Here is a 16923-nt window from a genome sequence, read left to right on the forward strand (position 1 = left end):
GGGATTCTCCCCGGATATTACAGCGGACGGACAGCGCATGTCATTGGATAGAGACGCCGTGGCCAAGATCGCCCGGCTGGCCCGGCTCCGGATGGAGCCCGACCGGCTGGAGGGCATGACCGCGGAACTGAACCGGATTCTCTCCTTCGTCGAGGAGCTGCAGGCGGTCAACACCGACAATATCCCGCCGATGACCTCGGTGATGCCGATGAAGCTGCGCCAGCGCGAGGACATGGTCAATGACGGCGGCAAGCCGGAAGCCGTGCTGAAGAACGCGCCGCAGCGCCAGGGCGATTTCTACACGGTGCCGAAGGTGGTCGAGTGATGAGCATCGATCCTGCCGCCCTCACCATTGCCGGCGCCCTCGAGGGACTGGCGAAGAAGGACTACACCAGCGTCGAGCTGACCAATGCCTGTATCGAGGCGATGCGGGCGGCCAAGCCGCTGAATGTCATGATCACCGAGACGCCGGACAGGGCGCTGGAGATGGCCGCCGCCGCCGATGCCCGCCGGGGCAAGGGCGAGGCCGGCCTGCTGGACGGCATCCCGCTCGGCATCAAGGACCTGTTCTGCACCGAGGGCGTGCTGACCACCGCGGCCAGCCATATCCTCGACGGCTTCCACCCGGCCTATGAGAGCACCGCCACCGCGCGGCTGTGGCAGGCCGGCGCGGTGATGCTGGGCAAGCTCAATCTCGACGAATTCGCCATGGGCTCGTCGAACGAGACCAGCTATTACGGTCCTGCCGTCAATCCCTGGCAGACCAAGGATGGCCCGAAACTGGTGCCCGGCGGCTCGTCGGGCGGGTCGGCCGCAGCCGTGGCGGCGGGCTTCGTGCTGGGTGCCACCGGCACCGATACCGGCGGCTCGATCCGCCAGCCGGCCGCACTGTGCGGCATCACCGGCATCAAGCCGACCTACGGCCGCGTCTCGCGCTGGGGCATCGTCGCCTTCGCCTCGTCGCTGGACCAGGCCGGCCCGATGGCCCGCACAGTCCGCGACTCGGCGCTGATGCTGCAGGCCATGGCCGGCTTCGATCCGAAGGACAGCACTTCGGTCAACGAGCCGGTGCCGGATTACTGCGCCCATCTCGAAGCCGGCGTGAAGGGTCTGCGCATCGGCATTCCGCGCGAATACCGCATGGACGGCATGGACCCGGAAATCACCGCCCTGTGGGAGAAGGGCATGGCCTGGCTGAAGGATGTCGGTGCCGAGATCGTCGATATCCACCTGCCCAACACCCACTATGCCCTGCCGGCCTATTACATCGTGGCCCCGGCCGAGGCCTCGTCGAACCTCGCCCGCTATGACGGCGTACGCTACGGCCTGCGGGTGCCCGGCAAGGACCTGATCGAGATGTACGAGAATACCCGCGGCGAAGGTTTCGGCCGCGAGGTGCAGCGCCGCATCATGATCGGCACATATGTTCTGTCGGCCGGCTATTACGACGCGTACTATACCAAGGCGCAGAAGGTGCGCTCGCTGATCAAGCGTGATTTCGACCAGGCCTTCCAGCGCGTCGATGCCATCCTGACGCCGACCGCGCCGAATGCGGCCTTCCCGATCGGCATGACGCATGACGATCCGGTCACCATGTATCTGAACGACGTGTTCACCGTGCCGGTCAATCTGGCCGGCCTGCCGGGCATGTCGGTGCCGGCCGGGCTGAACAGCGCCGGCCTGCCGCTCGGCCTGCAGCTGATCGGCAAGCCGTTCGATGAGGCGACCCTGCTGCGGGCCGGCCGGGCGCTGGAGAAGGCGGCGGATTTCAGGGCAAAGCCTGCCCAGTGGTGGAGGTCGTAAGATGGCCGAGAAGGATTACATCCAGGGCAGCACCGGACCGTGGGAGGTCGTGATCGGCATGGAGGTGCATGCCCAGGTCTCCTCGCAGTCCAAGCTGTTTTCCGGTGCCGCCACCGCCTTCGGTGCTGAACCCAACCACCAGGTCAGCCTGGTCGATGCCGCCATGCCCGGCATGCTGCCGGTGATCAACGCCTATTGCGTCGAGCAGGCGGTGCGCACCGGCCTCGGCCTGAAGGCGCAGATCAACCTGCATTCGGTGTTCGACCGCAAGAACTACTTCTACGCCGACCTGCCGCAGGGCTACCAGATCAGCCAGTACAAGCAGCCGATCGTCGGCGAGGGCAAGCTGCTGCTGGACATGCCCGACGGTTCCACCCGCGAGATCGGCATCACCCGTCTGCATCTGGAGCAGGATGCCGGCAAGAGCCTGCATGACCAGAGTCCGCGCGAGAGCTTCATCGACCTCAACCGCTCCGGCGTGGCGCTGATGGAGATCGTGTCCGAACCCGATATGCGGAATTCGGAAGAGGCCGGCCTCTACCTGAAGAAGCTGCGTACGATCCTGCGCTATCTGGGTACCTGCGACGGCAACATGGACGAGGGCTCGATGCGGGCCGATGTCAACGTGTCGGTGCGCAGGCCCGGCGGTCCGCTCGGCACCCGCTGCGAGATCAAGAACGTCAATTCGGTGCGCTTCGTGCAGCAGGCCATCGAATACGAGGCACGGCGCCAGATCGAGATCCTCGAAGACGGCGGCAAGATCGACCAGGAAACCCGCCTGTTCGATACCGGCAAGGGCGTGACCCGCAGCATGCGCTCGAAGGAAGAGGCGCATGACTATCGCTACTTCCCCGATCCGGACCTGCTGCCGCTGGAATTCGAGCAGAGCTGGGTCGATGGCATCAAGGCGACACTGCCCGAACTGCCCGACGAGAAGAAGACCCGCTTTATCGACAAGCTGGGCCTCAGCCCCTACGACGCCTCCGTGCTGGTGGCCGAGAAGGAAGCGGCCGATTTCTACGAGAAGGTGGCGCAGGGCCGCGACGGCAAGCTGGCCGCCAACTGGGTGATCACCGAGTATTTCGGCCTGCTCAACAAGTCCGGCCAGTCGATGGAGGATTTCGTCATCACCGCCGAGAAACTCGGCGGGCTGATCGACCTGATCGCCGACAACACGATCTCCAACCGGCTGGCCAAGGATGTCTTCGCGCTGATGGTGGAAACCGGCAAGGATGCCGCCACCATTGTCGAAGAGAAAGGCATGAAGCAGGTCACGGATACGGGCGCCATCGAGAAGGTGATCGACGAGGTGATGGCGGCCAATGCCGACAAGGTGGCCGAATACCGCTCGGGCAAGGACAAGCTGTTCGGCTTTTTCGTCGGCCAGACTATGAAGGCCTCGGGCGGCAAGGCCAATCCGGCTGCCGTCAACGAGCTGCTGAAAAAGAAGCTGGCCGGCTGATCCGGCCGGATATCGCCAGCATGGAAGGCCGGGCTTGTCCCGGCCTTTTCTGTTGGGTTACCAAATATTTAGGTGGCGGTTGGCGGAAATTAAGCCCAGCCCGGCCGGTATCCGCACTACGGTGGCAGGAACGATCAAGGAGCTGCCTGCCGTCATGCGTGACGAGGTTTCATACTGCACGACCGATATCGACTTTTTCGGCACCGGTGCGCGCGAACTCGCGTTCCGGGTGGCGCGGCCGTATCTCGAGCAGGAAGGCCTGACCACTGCCGAATTGCTGTTCGGCCGGCTGCGCCAGAAGGTGCTGGCCAATGACGGCAGCCGGCTGGCCGACCTGCTGCTGCGCGTTGCCGCGCTGCAGTCGCAGCAGACCCGCCAGCAGGTGCCGGACAGGCAGGCGGAACTCGACCGGCTGGCCATAGCCGCCATGCGCCGGATCGACCTGCTGACCCGGCAGACGCCGTCGGATTTCGTCTTTGCCGGCCGGCCGCTGTCGCGCCTGGCCGATGAAACCGGACCTGAAGGCCTGCTGCGCGCGGGTATCATCCTGGCGGCCCGGCTGGCCACCGGCGACGAGGCCCGCAAGGCGCGGATCTGTCTCGACCTGCTGGAAAGCGGCGCTTCGGGCCTGTTCCTGGCGCATCTGGACCAGACGCTGGCCGAGCTTCTGCGACTGCAGCCGGCCCTGATCGGAAGCGATGGCGACCGGCTGCATCTGATCGGGATCGGGCTCATGCTCGCCGGTGCGGAGGGGGGCGACCTGTCTGTGCACCCCCTGCGCGAACGGCTGAGGGCGGGCATCGACGGCGGCGATCTTCCGCTGGTTGTGGCGGCCCTGGCCGAACTGCTGGCTGAAGCCCTGCAGGCGGCGCCGCTGCTGTCGGAAGAGGGCGTCGTCGGCGAGCTGGAGCTGCTGGCCGGTCTGCGGACGCGGATTTCCGCATTGCCGCTGCTGGCCGGAGAGCAGGCGTTGCGCGATGCCCTGCAGCGCCGCTTTGTCCGGCTGGCCGGTGCCGAGCTGCTCAATCGCGGCCTGTCCGAACTGCCGGCCTATGGCCGCAAGGCGCTGTTTCTTGCCGACCTCTATGCCGAAATCGACGAGGGCGAGGTGCGCGCCGACCTGCTGGCCTCGCTGGATTTCCATTTCGGGCATCGTGATTTCGTGCCGGCCTTTGCCGGGCCCGATGTCACGCGCGCGGAGGCGCTTGTGCTGGCGCAGAAGCTCGACAAGGCGCTGCAGCATCCGGGCTTTCCCGAGCACCGGCAGGCCCGGTTCCGCGATGGCGTCGCGACGGCAATCGCCGAAATCCAGAAGGGCGGCGATGAAGCCCCGCGCGATCCGCGTACCATCAACGGCGCCGAAGACTGCGTGCTGGTCGCCGGCGAAAGCATGCGGCTGCATAACTGGAGCCCGGTCGGCCTGCTGTTCGGCCCGGCCAGGACGGCGCCGTCGGTCGGCCAGACATTCAGCGCCCAGGTCACGGTGCGGGCCCCGGGCCTGGATATCCGTTTCGATGTGACGGCCGAGGTGGTCGGGCTGACGGGCGGTCTGATTGCGGCGCGGTATGATTGCATCGACGAAGCGGCCCGGCTGGCGATCCGCCAGTATTTCGCGCGCTGACGGCTGCGCCCCGGGCGCCTTCTTTTCGCCCATTTTGGCCGGCATAACCGGCATCTCTCCAGACCGAGGACCATAATGATCCGCAGCGTGATTCTGCCAGCCGCCCTGATTCTGTCGCTGGCCGCCTGTTCCAGCGTCCGCGAGACGCAGCCCGACCATACCGCCACCGAGCAGCTCCTGTTCTCGACCGCCGCCGACCGCGCGGCGGCGAAGCTGTCGCTGACCGTGCCCGACGGTGCGAAAGTCTTCGTCGACGGCAATGCGACCGATGGCAGCATGCAGGCAAAGTATCTGCTGAGTGCCATCCGCGATCAGGTGCTGCGTCGCGGCGGCCGGCTGGTCGACGACAAGGGGCAGGCCGACATGGCTGTCGAGCCGCGCATCGGTGCCATGTCGGTGGACCGCAACACCACGCTGTATGGCATCCCCGATTACGGCATTCCGATTCCGCTGGCGGGCGAGGTGAAGACGCCGGAACTGGCGCTGTACAAGCGCGACATCCAACAGGGCGTGATCAAGCTGGCGGTGACCAGCTACGACCCGAAAACCGGCGCGCTGATCCAGGCCGCCGATCCGGTCTATGGCTTCGCCCATACCACCGAGCGGGCCCTGCTGTTCTTCATCTACTGGACCCGCAACGATCTGGCGCCCGATGCAGCGGCAGATGGCTGGGTCAACCGGGTCTGACGCGCCGGCAAGACCATGGCCGTGGATGCCGTCTGCTTGGGTGAAGGCGTTCCAAATACGCTATACGGTTGTGAATGACGGTGGTAGCACAGCGCGCTCTTGCATAAAGCCGGCGGTTGTCGCTAAGTCTCGGCCATGAGCCGTTTGCACCGCAGAATCAGCGGATGATGTTTTGCGAGAACGCCAGTCAGACGCTGGGTGACGAAGCCCGCGAGCTGATCTTCCAGGTGGCCCGCGGCTATCTGGAACGGCACGGCATCACCGCCACCCAGCTGGTTTTCGATCCGGCCCAGCATGCCGCCCTGCTGGACGATGGCGCACGCTTCCAGGAAATCCTGCAGCGCATCGCCCTGCAGCAGGGCCAGCATACGCGGCGGCCGGTCTCGGAGCGCATGAAGGAACTGACCGCCCTGGCCGAAGCGGCGATGGCCAGGGTCAAGGCGGTGCAGCAGGCGGGGCCGGCGGCTCCGGGCAGCGATCCGGTCGTGCAGGCCGGTGTGCTGCTGGCGCAGCTGCTGAACCGGCTGCCCGACTGGAATGCGCGGGCCCTGCAATGCCTCGACCTGCTGCGCGCCCGCACCGTTGCCCAGGGCTTCGGCATGCTGGACCAGACGCTGGCGGAAATTCTCCGGCTGAAACCGGCCGTGGCCGATCTGTTCGGTGGAGAGTCAGATCGCGCGCGGATGATCGAGCTGTGCCTGATCCTCTCGGGTGGCGGCAGCGACCTGGACATGAGCGCGCTGCCGGTGGTGCAGCGGATCAGCCGGGAGGGCGGCCTCAGCGGCCTGCCGCGCTGCCAGGCGGCCCTGCGCGAACGGCTGCTGGAACTGCTGGGCGGTTCGCTGCCGCTCTATGCCGCCGAAGCATATGAGGAATGGCCGGCGCTGCTGGCACTCAAGCAGCGGATGCGCAGCCGGCCCGAGCTGGATGCCGACTGGCAGCTGGCCACGGCGATGGCCCGCCGCTTTGCCCGTTTCGCCAATCCCGAACAGCTCAACCCGATGCTGGCCCGCGAACCGGAATTCGCCCGCAAGGTCCTGCTGCTGCTGCAGCTCTGCCGCGAGATCGATGACGAGACGGCGAAGATGGAGCTGCACGGCATCCTCGGGCATTACCTTGAACACAAGGATTTCTCCGCCAGGTTTCTCGGTGCCCAGGCAACCCGCGAGGATTTCGACGATCTGGCGGCAACGATATCCGGCGATCTGGCCGGGGTGGGGATTCCGGAACCGCGCCGTTCGCATCTGCAGGAGGTGTTCCGCAGCCAGCTGGCGAAGGTGCCGCGCCCTGCCGGATCGCGGGCAGCCCAGCGCGGCATTGCCGGCCCTGCGGATTGCGTCACGGTGGGCGGCATCCGGGTGCCGCTGCGCAACTGGAGCCCTGCCGCCCTGCAGTTCGGTCCCTGTCCGCCGGGCATGGCAGTGGGCGACCGGCTGGCGGTTACCGTCAGTATCCGCAATGCCAGCCTGTCGATCGACTTCGGCGCCGAGGCCGAGATTCTGCGGGTGACCGATGGGCTGGCAGCGGCGCGCTACCGCTGCCAGGACAGCGGCGACGAGGCGCAGGTCCGCGCCTTTTTCGCCGGGTAAGCCCGGCAATGCGGCTACTCGATGCCGTTCGCCCGCTGTACCTCGCGCACGAAACGGATGATCGCGTCGATCTCATCCTGCGAAACCTGCGGCTGCGGCGGCATGTCGCCGAACGGCCAGTGATGCTGGCGGGTGCCGCGCTGGATGGCCATGACGAAGGCGATATCGGCGTGGTGGGAGGGTTCGTAGATGCGATGGATCAGCGGCGGTCCCTGCCGGGTGCCGCCGCCCTGGGGCCCGTGGCAGGCGGCGCAGTTGCGTGTGTAGGACATCTGGCCGAGCCGGGCCATCGGACTGAGGCTGGCCGGCATGGTCACGCCGGGGGCGGTCTGGTCGCCGCGGGCGGAGAGGGCGGGCAGGGCGAGCGCGGCGCCGGCAAGCAGCGCCACGGAAGAGAACCGGGACAGGAGACTGGATCGCGACATGCCGCCAGACTAGAAGATTCCCAGATGGGAAGGTCAAGCGGCCGGGCGACGGCAGCGAGGGAGACGTCATGAACCTGATGGAAGCGACGCTGTTCACCATCCTGCTGACCGCGCCGCCGGCACCCTTCACCTGCCGGCTGACCGACGATCCGAAGGCGGCGATCTGCAGCAACGACATCGTAATCCGCGAAGAGGCCGACGGCATGCTGGATTTCGGCGGCAAGTACACCGTGAAAAAGAACCGGCGCCGCGATCTGGTTTTCTCGAATGGCGTGACCGGCCATTTCGACAGCTTCGGCTGGCTGCAATTCTCCAACGGTTATGCGGTGCGCCGGATGGAAGGCGATACCTTCAAGATCGCACTGCCGAAAGGCGGCGACCTGACCTGCCGCTATACGGTTCCGCAGAAGGCCACACGCTGCGCACCCGGCTGATGGCTGCGGATCAGCGCTTCATGTCGATCAGCCGGGACAGCATCTCGTCGGTCGCGGTGATCACCTGGCCGTTCAGCGAATAGGCCTGCTGGGCGACGATCAGCTTGCTCATCTGCTCGGCGACATCGACATTCGACTGCTCGACGGCGCTGTTAATCAGGGAGCCGACGCCGGTATTGCCGTTGGGGTCGCCCGGTGCGCCGTAGACGACATTGCCGGCAAAGCGGTTGCCGATGAACGCGGTGCCATCGACACGGTCCAGACGGTCCGGTTCGGGGAAGTTTGCCAGCAGGATCTGCCCGCCAACGGCGCTGCGACCGTTGGTGTAGTTGTAGATGATCTGGCCGTCCTCGTCGAAACTGACGCTGGAGAATTCGCCGGCGAGCAGGCCGTTCTGGCGGATGTTGAAATTGGAGACATTGTTGTCAGCGGTGCCGAACTGGGTCAGGCCGCTGGTATTGCTGGCCGAGAAGGCACCGTTGAAATTGCCGAGATTGACGGTCACGGCCTGGGCGCCGGCGCCGAAATCGGTCGAGAAGGTGGCTGTGGCGGCCCCGGCCCCGGTGACGGTGAGATTCGGATCGGCCGAAACCATGGTGCCGAGCAGGCCGTTGGCGAAAGTGACGGTCACGGGGCCGAAGCTGGCCGGGGTGCCGTTCGCCGTATTGAACGTCATTTCCCAGGTATCGGTGGCGGTCTTCTGCCAGCTCACCTGGAAACTCTGCTCGTTGCCGTCGGCATCGATGATGCCGATGCCGTTGGAAATCTGGCGTCCGGTCTGCGCGCCGGCCGGCAGGTTGATGATATAGTCGACCGTGGCGGTCGCCGTCGCGGCGATCGCGGTCGTGTCGACGATGAAATCGCCCGGCGTGGTGCCGCCGACCGCAGCCGCCTGCAGGTAATAGCCGGCGGAGTTGACCAGCCGGTTGGAGTTGTCCTGGCGGAAATCGCCCAGCCGCGTGTAATAGGTGGTGTCGTCGAAAGTCAGCGGCTGCTTGGTCGTCGGGTCGACGCTGGTGGCCCGTGCCACCGGGATATAGCCGCCGCCGGCAATCGCGAAGGAGGTCCGGTTGCTGTTCTGCAGGACGGTGCCGTTGCGCCGGTTGTTGAAATCGGCGCTGGCGGTGATGCCCATGTTGCGGTTGGAATCCATCACCGGGCTGGCGCCCAGCACCTTGGTATTCACCAGGTCGGAGAACCGGGTGCTGACCTGGCGATAGCCGTTGGTGCCGGCATTGGCAACGTTGTCGGAGATATGCCCGATCGCGGTGGCCTGGGCATTGATGCCAAGCACCGCGGTACCGAGCGAGCCGAAGAACGTCATGGCGGACTCCATGTCCTGTGGATGCGTCTGTCGGCTGGACCGTAGCAAGCGTCATGCCGGTTCTTGTTTTTCGGTAACAGTATGAAATACAATGTCTTTGCTTTCGGGGTGGAGAGGGCGACCCGGCAATTTTTGCCGTTTTGCCTTGTTGCCGGAACCGGGCGGGCCATAATGTGCCGGCCTATCCCGGCCAGTGGACAGATGCTGCAGAGACCATTCCAGACCGCGCCGGAGGCGCAGGACGGCCCGCCCGGCAGAGTTCCGGCGGCGGGGACTGGCGACCTGTTTGCGGCCGTCTCCGTTTTCACCCGGCTGGGCGAGTTCAGCGACCGGCGCCGCGAAGCGGCTTATCTGGAAACCTGCACCGAGGAGATCCGCAGCCTGCTGCGCATCTGCGGCGTGGCGGCCACCGCCGCCTTTTCCCTCTTGGTGATCTATGACTGGCTGTTCTACGGGCCGGGGCCGGTCTTCTACTGGAAGGCGGCGGTGCGCTGCCTCGGCCTGCTGACCGGCGCCATTTTCTTCCTGGTGGTGCAGCGGGCGCCGAACGTGCAGATCCTGCATGCCGCGATCACGGTCGGCATGGCCACGCTCAGCTCGCTGGTCATGCTGACCTGGCTGATCGAGGCGCCGCCGACGCTGTCCTGCGCCACCCTGGCCTTCGCCCTGCTGCTGATCTACTACCTGCTGGCACCCGGCACCACAACCGGAATCATCGGCAATGCGGTGTTCCTCTCGGCCGGCGCGGTCGGCGTCAGCCTGTCGCGGCTGGGCAGCCACCCGGAGGACATCGTCGGCGTCGTGCTGCTGCTGACCGCTGCCAACGGCCTCGGCCTGGTCGGGATGCGCAAGTTCAAGCTGGACCGCCGCCGCACCTACCTGGCCCAGGAAGAGGCCCGGCGCGTCACGGCCGCGCTGTCCCTGTCGCGCCAGGAAAGCCGGCGCCGCAGCGAATACCAGGCCTGGGCGCTCGACTCCCTGCAGGTCGGCGTGCTGCTGCTGGACCCCGACTTCTACCTGCACACCCTGAACCGCCGGGCGGTCGAGCTGCTGGCGCTGCCGGCCGGATCGATCATCCCCGGCGACCGCTACGACGCGCTGATCCGCTTCCTGATCCGGCGCGGCGATCTCGGCGATCTCGACCTGTCAGACGTGCGCTACCATATCGACCGGCTGCTGCGCGGCAAGGCGGCAACCGTGGCCCTGCGGCTGCGCAGCACCGGCAAGGTGCTGGAAATCACCGCCGGCCGACTGCCGGACGGCTCGGTTTCGGTGACGGTGTTCGACGCCTCCGAACGCTATGCGCTGAACCGCCGGCTGCGCCATGCGGTCGAGGTGGCCGGCGACGGTTTTGCCATCTACGATGCCAACGACATCGTCACCATCTGCTCCAGCCGCTTTGCCGCACTGTATGGACTGACTGTCGACCAGACGGTCGGACGCAGTTACGACGAGCTGATCCAGCGCGGCTACGAACGCGGCGTGTTCGACCGCACGGGCGGCGGGCCGGGGGCGGTGAATGCCGCGGCGCTGACCCGCCGGCGGATTCCGGAACGGATGGTCGAGCTGCGCACCACCGCCGGCGAATGGTTCCTGGTGCATGAGCGCGTCACCCCGTCCGGCGACCTGGTCGAGCTGCGCACCAATATCACCGCCCGGCGCCGCATCGAGGACGAGCTGCGGCGCTCGAAGGAAGAGGCCGAGCGCATGCTGGCCGGCCTGCGCGAGGCCCAGGCGAACCTGATCCTGTCGGAAAAGATGGCCTCGCTGGGTTCGCTGGTGGCCGGCATGAGCCATGAAATCTCCACGCCGCTGGGCATCGGCGTCTCGGCCGCCTCGCACCTGGCCGAGGAGATCGAGCGGCTGTCCAACCTGTTCCGCGAGGACCAGCTCAAGCGCAGCGAGATGGACCAGTTCCTCGAGGCGGCCACCGAGGCGACCCGTATCATGCAGGCCAATCTCGGCCGCGCCGCGCGACTGATCCAGGCCTTCAAGCAGGTTTCCGCCGACCAGACCCGCGATGAAATCCGCAGCTTCGATCTCGGTGCCTACCTGCGCGAGATCATGCTGTCGCTGGCACCGGCCCTGCGGCGGCTGAGCCGGCCGGTGGAGATCGACTGCCCGGCCGGCCTGACCGTGCGCAACCGGCCCGGCGCGCTCGGCCAGATCGTCACCAACCTGGTGATGAATGCCGTGCAGCATGCCTTTGACGAGGATGCCACCGGCGCGCAGATCGACATCCGCGTCGGCCAGCCGCGCGAGGACCGCATCACCATCGAGTTCAGCGACAACGGGCATGGCATCGATACCGACAGCCTGCCGCGGATCTTCGACCCGTTCTTCACCACCCGCCGCGGCACCGGCGGCACCGGCCTCGGCCTGCATATCGCCTATAATCTGGTCACCCAGGTGCTGGGCGGCACCATCGCAGTTTCCAGCCGGCCGGGTGCCGGCACCCGCTTCATCATCAGCTTTCCCCAGGACGCCAGGTCCTGAAGCGCCGGCGGCCGGCCTGACGGCTGACAGGAGGTGTACGGAGGTTCTATCCTGTCCCTCCCGCCAGCCTTCCGGAGCCCGCCCGTGTCCGCAGCTTTCCGTTCCGTCTTCGTCGATGCCAACCCGACCCTCGGCGCCGTTGCCGACCGTCTGCACAGGGCCGGCGATCCGCCGCTGACCGTCAACCGCCAGCCCGACATCAGGCCGGAAGCGCTGCCGGCCCTGCTGGGCGATGCCCCGGTCTGCTGGATCGACCACACCTCTCTGCCCACCGAGATCGCCCGCCAGTGCAGGGGGCTGAAGCATGTCGTCTTCCTCGGCACCGGCGCGCGCAGCTACATGAACGTGGAGGAGCTGGCAGATCTCGGGATCGCCGTGCACCTGATCAAGGGCTATGGCGATACCGCGGTGGCCGAATGCGCCTTCGCCCTGATGTGGGCCGCGGCCAAGGGCTTTGCCGTGATGGACCGCGGCATGCGCGCTGGCAACTGGCTGCGCAGCGACGGCGTGCAGCTGACCGGCAAGACCGTCGGCCTGGTCGGCTTCGGCGGCATCGCCGCCGAGATGGCCCGACTCTGCCTCGGCGCCGGCATGAAGGTGCTGGCCTGGAACCGCAGCCCGAAAAGCTTTCCCGGCGTCACCTTCACCGATATCGACAGCCTGCTGGTGCAGAGCGATGTCGTCTCGGTGCATCTGCTGCTGAACGACGAGACCCGCGGCTTCCTTTCCGCCGCCCGCCTGGCGCGGATGAAGACCGGCGCGATCCTGGTCAATACCGCGCGCGGCGCCGTGGTCGACGAGGCGTCGATGATCGCCGCGCTGAAAAGCGGCCAGCTTGGTGCCGCCGGCCTCGATGTCTTCGATGTCGAGCCGCTGCCGGCCGGCCATCCGCTGACCATGCTCGACAATGTGACGCTGTCGGCCCATTCGGCCTTTCGCACCCCGGAAGCCAGCGACAACCTGATCCAGGCGGCGCTCGACCACAGCCGCCGCATCGCCACCGAAGGGAAATGACCATGGCGCGCCGTTTCGACCTGCTGTTCCGCGACGTGATGCTCTACGACGGCAGCGGCGGGCCGGCGCGGCGCGGCGATCTCGGGGTCAGTGGCGACCGCATTGCCGCCATCGGCGATCTTGCGGCCGACAGCGGCGACCGCGAGATTCTCGGCGCGGGCCGCCTTGCCCTGGCGCCGGGCTTCATCGATGCCCATACCCATGACGACGGCGCCATCCTCTGCGGTGCCGACTGCATGGAATGCAAGCTGTCGCAGGGCGTGACGACGGCCGTGATCGGCAATTGCGGCCTCAGCCTGGCACCGGCGGTGATGCGCCAGCGTCCGCCGGCCCCGCTCGACCTGGTCGGCGGGCCGGACAGCTGGCGGTTTCCCAGCTTCGCCGATTATGCCGATACGCTGCGGCGCCAGCCGCCGGCAGTGAATGCCTATGCCCTGATCGGCCATATGTCGCTGCGGGTGCAGGCGCTGGATTTCGATGTGCAGCGACCGGCGACCGACCGCGAGGCCGCGCAGATGAAGGCGAAGCTGGAACAGGCGCTGGACGAGGGCGCCTCGGGCTTTTCCACCGGCCTGTGGTATCCGCCCAGCCAGGCGGCACCCACCGACGAGGTGATCGCGGTGGCCGAGGCGCTGCGGTCGCGCGGCGGACTCTACGTGACCCATATGCGCGACGAGGGCGATGGCATCGTCGACAGCATCGAGGAAACGCTGAAGATCGGCCGCGATACCGGCAGTGCGGTGGTGATCAGCCACCACAAATGCATGATGCCGCAGAATTTCGGCCGCTCGGAAGAAACGCTGGCGCTGATCGACCGCGCCGCGAAGACCCAGGCGGTGGATTTCGACGTCTATCCCTATCCGGCCGGCTCGACCGCGCTGATGCCCGACCGCGTGGCCGCCGAACTGCCGATTCAGATCAGCTCGTCGGAGCCGCATCCCGAGATGGCTGGCCGCATGCTCAACGACATCGCCGCCGAATGGGGCGTCGATGCCCGCACGGCGGCCGAGCGGCTGCTGCCGGCGGCGGCGATCTATTTCTTCATGGACGAAGGCGATGTGCGCCGCATCCTCGCACATCCGCGCAGCATGGTGGGCAGCGACGGCATCCCCAGCAACGACATGCCGCATCCGCGCCTGTGGGGCACCTTTCCGCGCGTGCTCGGCCATTATGCCCGCGAGCTGGGCCTGATCTCGCTGGAGGCCGCCGTGCACAAGATGACCGGCCTGACCGCGAAGGTGTTCGGCATGGTCGACCGCGGCAGCCTGCATGCGGGTGCTTACGCCGATCTGGTGCTGTTCGACCCCGGCACCGTGATCGACACGGCCACCTTCACGGCGCCGAAGACCCCGGCCCGCGGCATCGCCGAGGTCTGGGTCAACGGGATTTCCAGCTACATGGCGGGCAAGGGCGTTACCGGCGCCACCGCCGGCCGGCTGGTGACGCGGAACATGGCCTGAGCCACGGCTGTTTCCGCAGAATTGTGCCTTTCATATGATTTCCCGGGCAGGGGAATCTAAGCAATTCCCAGTTGTGCATAACCGGTTGGTTACGGCATACTCCGGCAAACAGGATTTGATCGGGGATTCCCATGGAGATGTCGCTGCTGCCGGATATCCGGCCGGAAGGGGAAGAGCGCTACTTCCCGCGTGAGACCGAGGTGATGGTCCAGCGCTGGTGCACCATGGCCAAGATGAGCATGGACGACATCGCCGACAAGGTCGGGGTGCCGCGCTCCAGTCTCAGCCTGATGCTGAAAGGCGTCGACCCGGTGCCGGTGATCGTCGAGCGCAAGCTGCGCGGCCTGATCCGCTAGATCACACCATCGTCTGCATGAAAGCCGGCAGCGGCCGGCCTTCGCCCAGCAGCCAGCGGCCCATGGCGCCGGCCACCTGGCGCACCGCCGGCCGCTGGGTCATCCGCGTGCGCCAGGCGATCAGGTGTGCGGCCTCTGCCGGCATCGGCGCGCCCATGCGGTCGCCGAAGATGCCGGCCATGAAAAACGCGATATCGGCATAGCTGTAGTCGGGCCCGGCCAGCCAGGGGCGGCCATCGGCCAGCAGACCCTCGATGCGGCCGTAGAAGGCGGCGGCGCCTTCGCGGGCCGCCACCGCGGCCGGATCGCCGGGCGTGCCCTGCAGGCCCATCAGCCGGATGATATGGGGGAAATAGACCTCGTCGGACAGCAGCTCCAGCTGGCGGGCGCGGGCGCGGGCGGCGGTGTCGCGCGGCCATAGCGCCGGATCGGGCGCGAGGTCTTCCAGGTATTCGAAGATCTGGGTGGAATCGAACAGTTCGAGATCCGGGCCGCCGCCGCTGCGGTGGACTAGCACCGGCACCTGGCGTTTCGGGTTGATGCGTTCGACCTCGGGATGCTTGGGCTCATACAGGGTCTTCATGGCGAAGGGCACCATCACCAGTTCGTAGCGCAGGCCCTTTTCCAGTGCCGCGATCTCGGCCTTGGCGCCGAACATGCTGAGCGGACCGGAATAGAGGATGAGGGGGGCGGTCATGGCGAATCTCCGGGCGACGGTTCCGGCCGCCATGAAAACATAAAGCGAACGGCGGGGGCAAGCAGAGTTCCGGCAGGCGGCCTGCCGGGACATCGTCGGCTGGCGGGATCAGGCCTCCGGCGGTGCCGCCGCCATCACCGGCTGCCGGCCGGCTGTGGCCGGGCGCGGCTGGCGCAGCCAGCGCAGCGCGCCGTCGCGGTCGGGAAAGGCGCGGTGGCGGGCATGGGGGAAGATCGCCGCCATCAGCTTGAGGATCAGTGAAAACAGGCTGTCGCGGGTGACATAGGCAACGCGCGACGGCGGGCTTGCCGGCGCATCGCCCGGCTGACCCCAGGGCGCCATGGCGGCGATGTCGCGCATGGCGCCCCAGTCGATGCTGCCGGTGAACCGGGTCATGTCGACCAGGGTCGGCATGGACAGCCGCAGCCAGCCCTGCTGCAGCCCCTCGGCCAGTGCACGGCGCGCTTCGGCGCCGGTGGCACTGCCGACAGCCTCGGCATGGAGGATGCCGTCCTCGACGCGCAGCTCCACGTAATCGTCGCTGCCGCCGATGCGGATACCGGGGAAAAGATCGGGCATAAGCCTCATGAGGGTGAATGCGCTGGCAGGCAGGGGGCAGGATGGCAGGCAGGCGCTCCTCCTGCAAGATATATATCTCCACAAGGTATCGACCTTTAGTAGTAGGGATTTTTATCCTTTACTTATACATATACAGAACATATACTGCCACCCTGACCCTTTGGAGAACCAGCAGCCCCAGGAGCAAGCCATGACAGCCAGCCTCGCCTCAGGCAACGGACGCATTCCCGCCGATGCGGATGACGACGGCCCGCCGCATATCGGCTGGACCGCCGACAGCGGCCCGGCAGGGACCCGTTATATCCAGATGCCGGACGGCCGCCGCCGCTACGCACCCCGGCCGGGCGAGCGGATCAACTGGCCGGCTGCTGCCGCGTTGCTGGCGCAGGGCAAGAGCGTCGAGGCCGTTGCCGAGGCGATGCTCTGCGAGCCGGAACGGATCTGGCGCAACATGAAACGCAGTGCCCGCTTCCGGGCCCGGATCGCGCTGGAACACGAGCGGCAGGCGTTGCAGACCGGCCTGCAGTTCCGCAGCCTCGGCGGCCGCCTGGTTGGGCAGATCGCCGGCCATGCCGACCGGCTGGATGCGAAGACCCTGCAATGGATGGCGAACCGCCTCAACCTGTCGCAGGTCGCCCATGCCGGCCAGGAACTCACCGAGCGGCTGGAGGAACTGGCTGCCCTGCCGCCGGTGCCGGCTGGCAAGACGCGGGCGGCTTCTGCCGACACCTTCACCCGCAAATTCCTGGCGGCCCTGAGCGACGGCGACGCCGCCGCGATCCGCACGCTGGCGAAGGCCGAGCTGGTGCGGCGCGAGGCATTCAAGGTTGGCGCCGCCAAACCGGTCCCGGCAGATCCGGCGGCGGCCGGCGCGGACCGGCCGGAATCGGCAGCGGATCGGCCATGAATGGGACGGAATTGGCATGCACTTGGCGCGAATTGGCATCCCATTGGCCGGAATGGGCTGCAATTGGTT

16 protein-coding genes are annotated in these 16923 nt (G+C 66.9%); 12 read left to right on the top strand and 4 right to left on the bottom strand.

All coding sequences use genetic code 11. The features are described 5' to 3' along the window. Window positions 1-58 precede the first annotated feature (58 nt). The 6 genes from gatC (at window position 59) to ACEQZY_RS14755 (ending at window position 7162) form a co-directional block, all read left to right on the top strand. Complete coding sequence (gene gatC, locus ACEQZY_RS14730) at window positions 59-325, top strand: Asp-tRNA(Asn)/Glu-tRNA(Gln) amidotransferase subunit GatC (protein WP_341705245.1); 267 nt, start codon at window positions 59-61, stop codon at window positions 323-325. After that, window positions 325-1803: an Asp-tRNA(Asn)/Glu-tRNA(Gln) amidotransferase subunit GatA gene (gene gatA, locus ACEQZY_RS14735; RefSeq protein WP_370155473.1), complete on the top strand. Its 1479-nt coding sequence runs from the start codon at window positions 325-327 to the stop codon at window positions 1801-1803. Before gatC ends, gatA begins: the two co-directional genes overlap by 1 nt. Before the next feature lies 1 nt (window position 1804). Further along, entirely contained in the window at window positions 1805-3265 is a 1461-nt protein-coding gene (gatB, locus tag ACEQZY_RS14740; RefSeq protein WP_370155475.1) for an Asp-tRNA(Asn)/Glu-tRNA(Gln) amidotransferase subunit GatB, read from the top strand. Window positions 3266-3419: 154 nt separating this feature from the next. Further along, complete coding sequence (locus ACEQZY_RS14745) at window positions 3420-4886, top strand: hypothetical protein (protein WP_341704472.1); 1467 nt, start codon at window positions 3420-3422, stop codon at window positions 4884-4886. A gap of 87 nt (window positions 4887-4973) precedes the next feature. Continuing rightward, on the top strand, window positions 4974-5573 hold the full coding sequence (locus ACEQZY_RS14750; protein ID WP_370155477.1) for a DUF6655 family protein: 600 nt from the start codon (window positions 4974-4976) through the stop codon (window positions 5571-5573). A gap of 164 nt (window positions 5574-5737) precedes the next feature. Beyond that, window positions 5738-7162 carry a hypothetical protein gene (locus ACEQZY_RS14755; protein ID WP_341704474.1) on the top strand — a complete coding sequence of 475 codons (1425 nt, stop codon included), beginning with the start codon at window positions 5738-5740 and terminating at the stop codon, window positions 7160-7162. Between the two features lie 14 nt (window positions 7163-7176). Here ACEQZY_RS14755 and ACEQZY_RS14760 read toward each other — a convergent pair whose 3' ends face one another. Next, window positions 7177-7551, bottom strand: coding sequence for a cytochrome c (locus tag ACEQZY_RS14760; protein WP_341704475.1), 375 nt, complete (start codon window positions 7549-7551; stop codon window positions 7177-7179). A gap of 104 nt (window positions 7552-7655) precedes the next feature. Here ACEQZY_RS14760 and ACEQZY_RS14765 point away from each other — a divergent pair, with 104 nt between their 5' ends. Beyond that, the gene (locus ACEQZY_RS14765; protein WP_341704476.1) at window positions 7656-8021 is read left to right on the top strand and encodes a hypothetical protein; all 366 of its coding nucleotides are present in this window, start codon (window positions 7656-7658) and stop codon (window positions 8019-8021) included. Between the two features lie 10 nt (window positions 8022-8031). On the opposite strand, the gene ACEQZY_RS14770 is transcribed toward ACEQZY_RS14765, so the two are convergent. Further along, the gene (locus ACEQZY_RS14770; protein ID WP_341704477.1) at window positions 8032-9345 is read right to left on the bottom strand and encodes a flagellar hook-basal body complex protein; all 1314 of its coding nucleotides are present in this window, start codon (window positions 9343-9345) and stop codon (window positions 8032-8034) included. A 201-nt stretch (window positions 9346-9546) separates the two neighbouring features. On the opposite strand from ACEQZY_RS14770, the gene ACEQZY_RS14775 reads away from it, so the two are divergent. From ACEQZY_RS14775 to ACEQZY_RS14790, 4 genes are all read left to right on the top strand, one after another. Further along, window positions 9547-11841, top strand: a complete 2295-nt coding sequence (locus ACEQZY_RS14775) for an ATP-binding protein (RefSeq protein WP_341704478.1) — start codon at window positions 9547-9549, stop codon at window positions 11839-11841. Window positions 11842-11925: 84 nt separating this feature from the next. Continuing rightward, a complete protein-coding gene (locus ACEQZY_RS14780) occupies window positions 11926-12855 on the top strand; it encodes an NAD(P)-dependent oxidoreductase (RefSeq protein ID WP_370155480.1) in 930 nt (309 codons plus the stop codon). A gap of 2 nt (window positions 12856-12857) precedes the next feature. Beyond that, complete coding sequence (locus ACEQZY_RS14785) at window positions 12858-14315, top strand: D-aminoacylase (RefSeq protein WP_341704480.1); 1458 nt, start codon at window positions 12858-12860, stop codon at window positions 14313-14315. A gap of 131 nt (window positions 14316-14446) precedes the next feature. Next, entirely contained in the window at window positions 14447-14671 is a 225-nt protein-coding gene (locus ACEQZY_RS14790) for a hypothetical protein (protein WP_341704481.1), read from the top strand. Between the two features lies 1 nt (window position 14672). On the opposite strand, the gene ACEQZY_RS14795 is transcribed toward ACEQZY_RS14790, so the two are convergent. Together ACEQZY_RS14795 and ACEQZY_RS14800 are read right to left on the bottom strand one after the other, a co-directional pair. After that, window positions 14673-15368, bottom strand: a complete 696-nt coding sequence (locus ACEQZY_RS14795) for a glutathione S-transferase family protein (protein ID WP_370155483.1) — start codon at window positions 15366-15368, stop codon at window positions 14673-14675. Window positions 15369-15476: 108 nt separating this feature from the next. After that, a complete protein-coding gene (locus ACEQZY_RS14800) occupies window positions 15477-15947 on the bottom strand; it encodes a hypothetical protein (RefSeq protein ID WP_370155486.1) in 471 nt (156 codons plus the stop codon). A 190-nt stretch (window positions 15948-16137) separates the two neighbouring features. On the opposite strand from ACEQZY_RS14800, the gene ACEQZY_RS14805 reads away from it, so the two are divergent. After that, complete coding sequence (locus ACEQZY_RS14805) at window positions 16138-16854, top strand: hypothetical protein (RefSeq protein WP_341705654.1); 717 nt, start codon at window positions 16138-16140, stop codon at window positions 16852-16854. Window positions 16855-16923 lie beyond the last annotated feature (69 nt).

The organism is Ferrovibrio sp., assembly GCF_964218355.1.
In the GTDB taxonomy this organism is placed as follows: Bacteria; Pseudomonadota; Alphaproteobacteria; order Ferrovibrionales; family Ferrovibrionaceae; genus Ferrovibrio.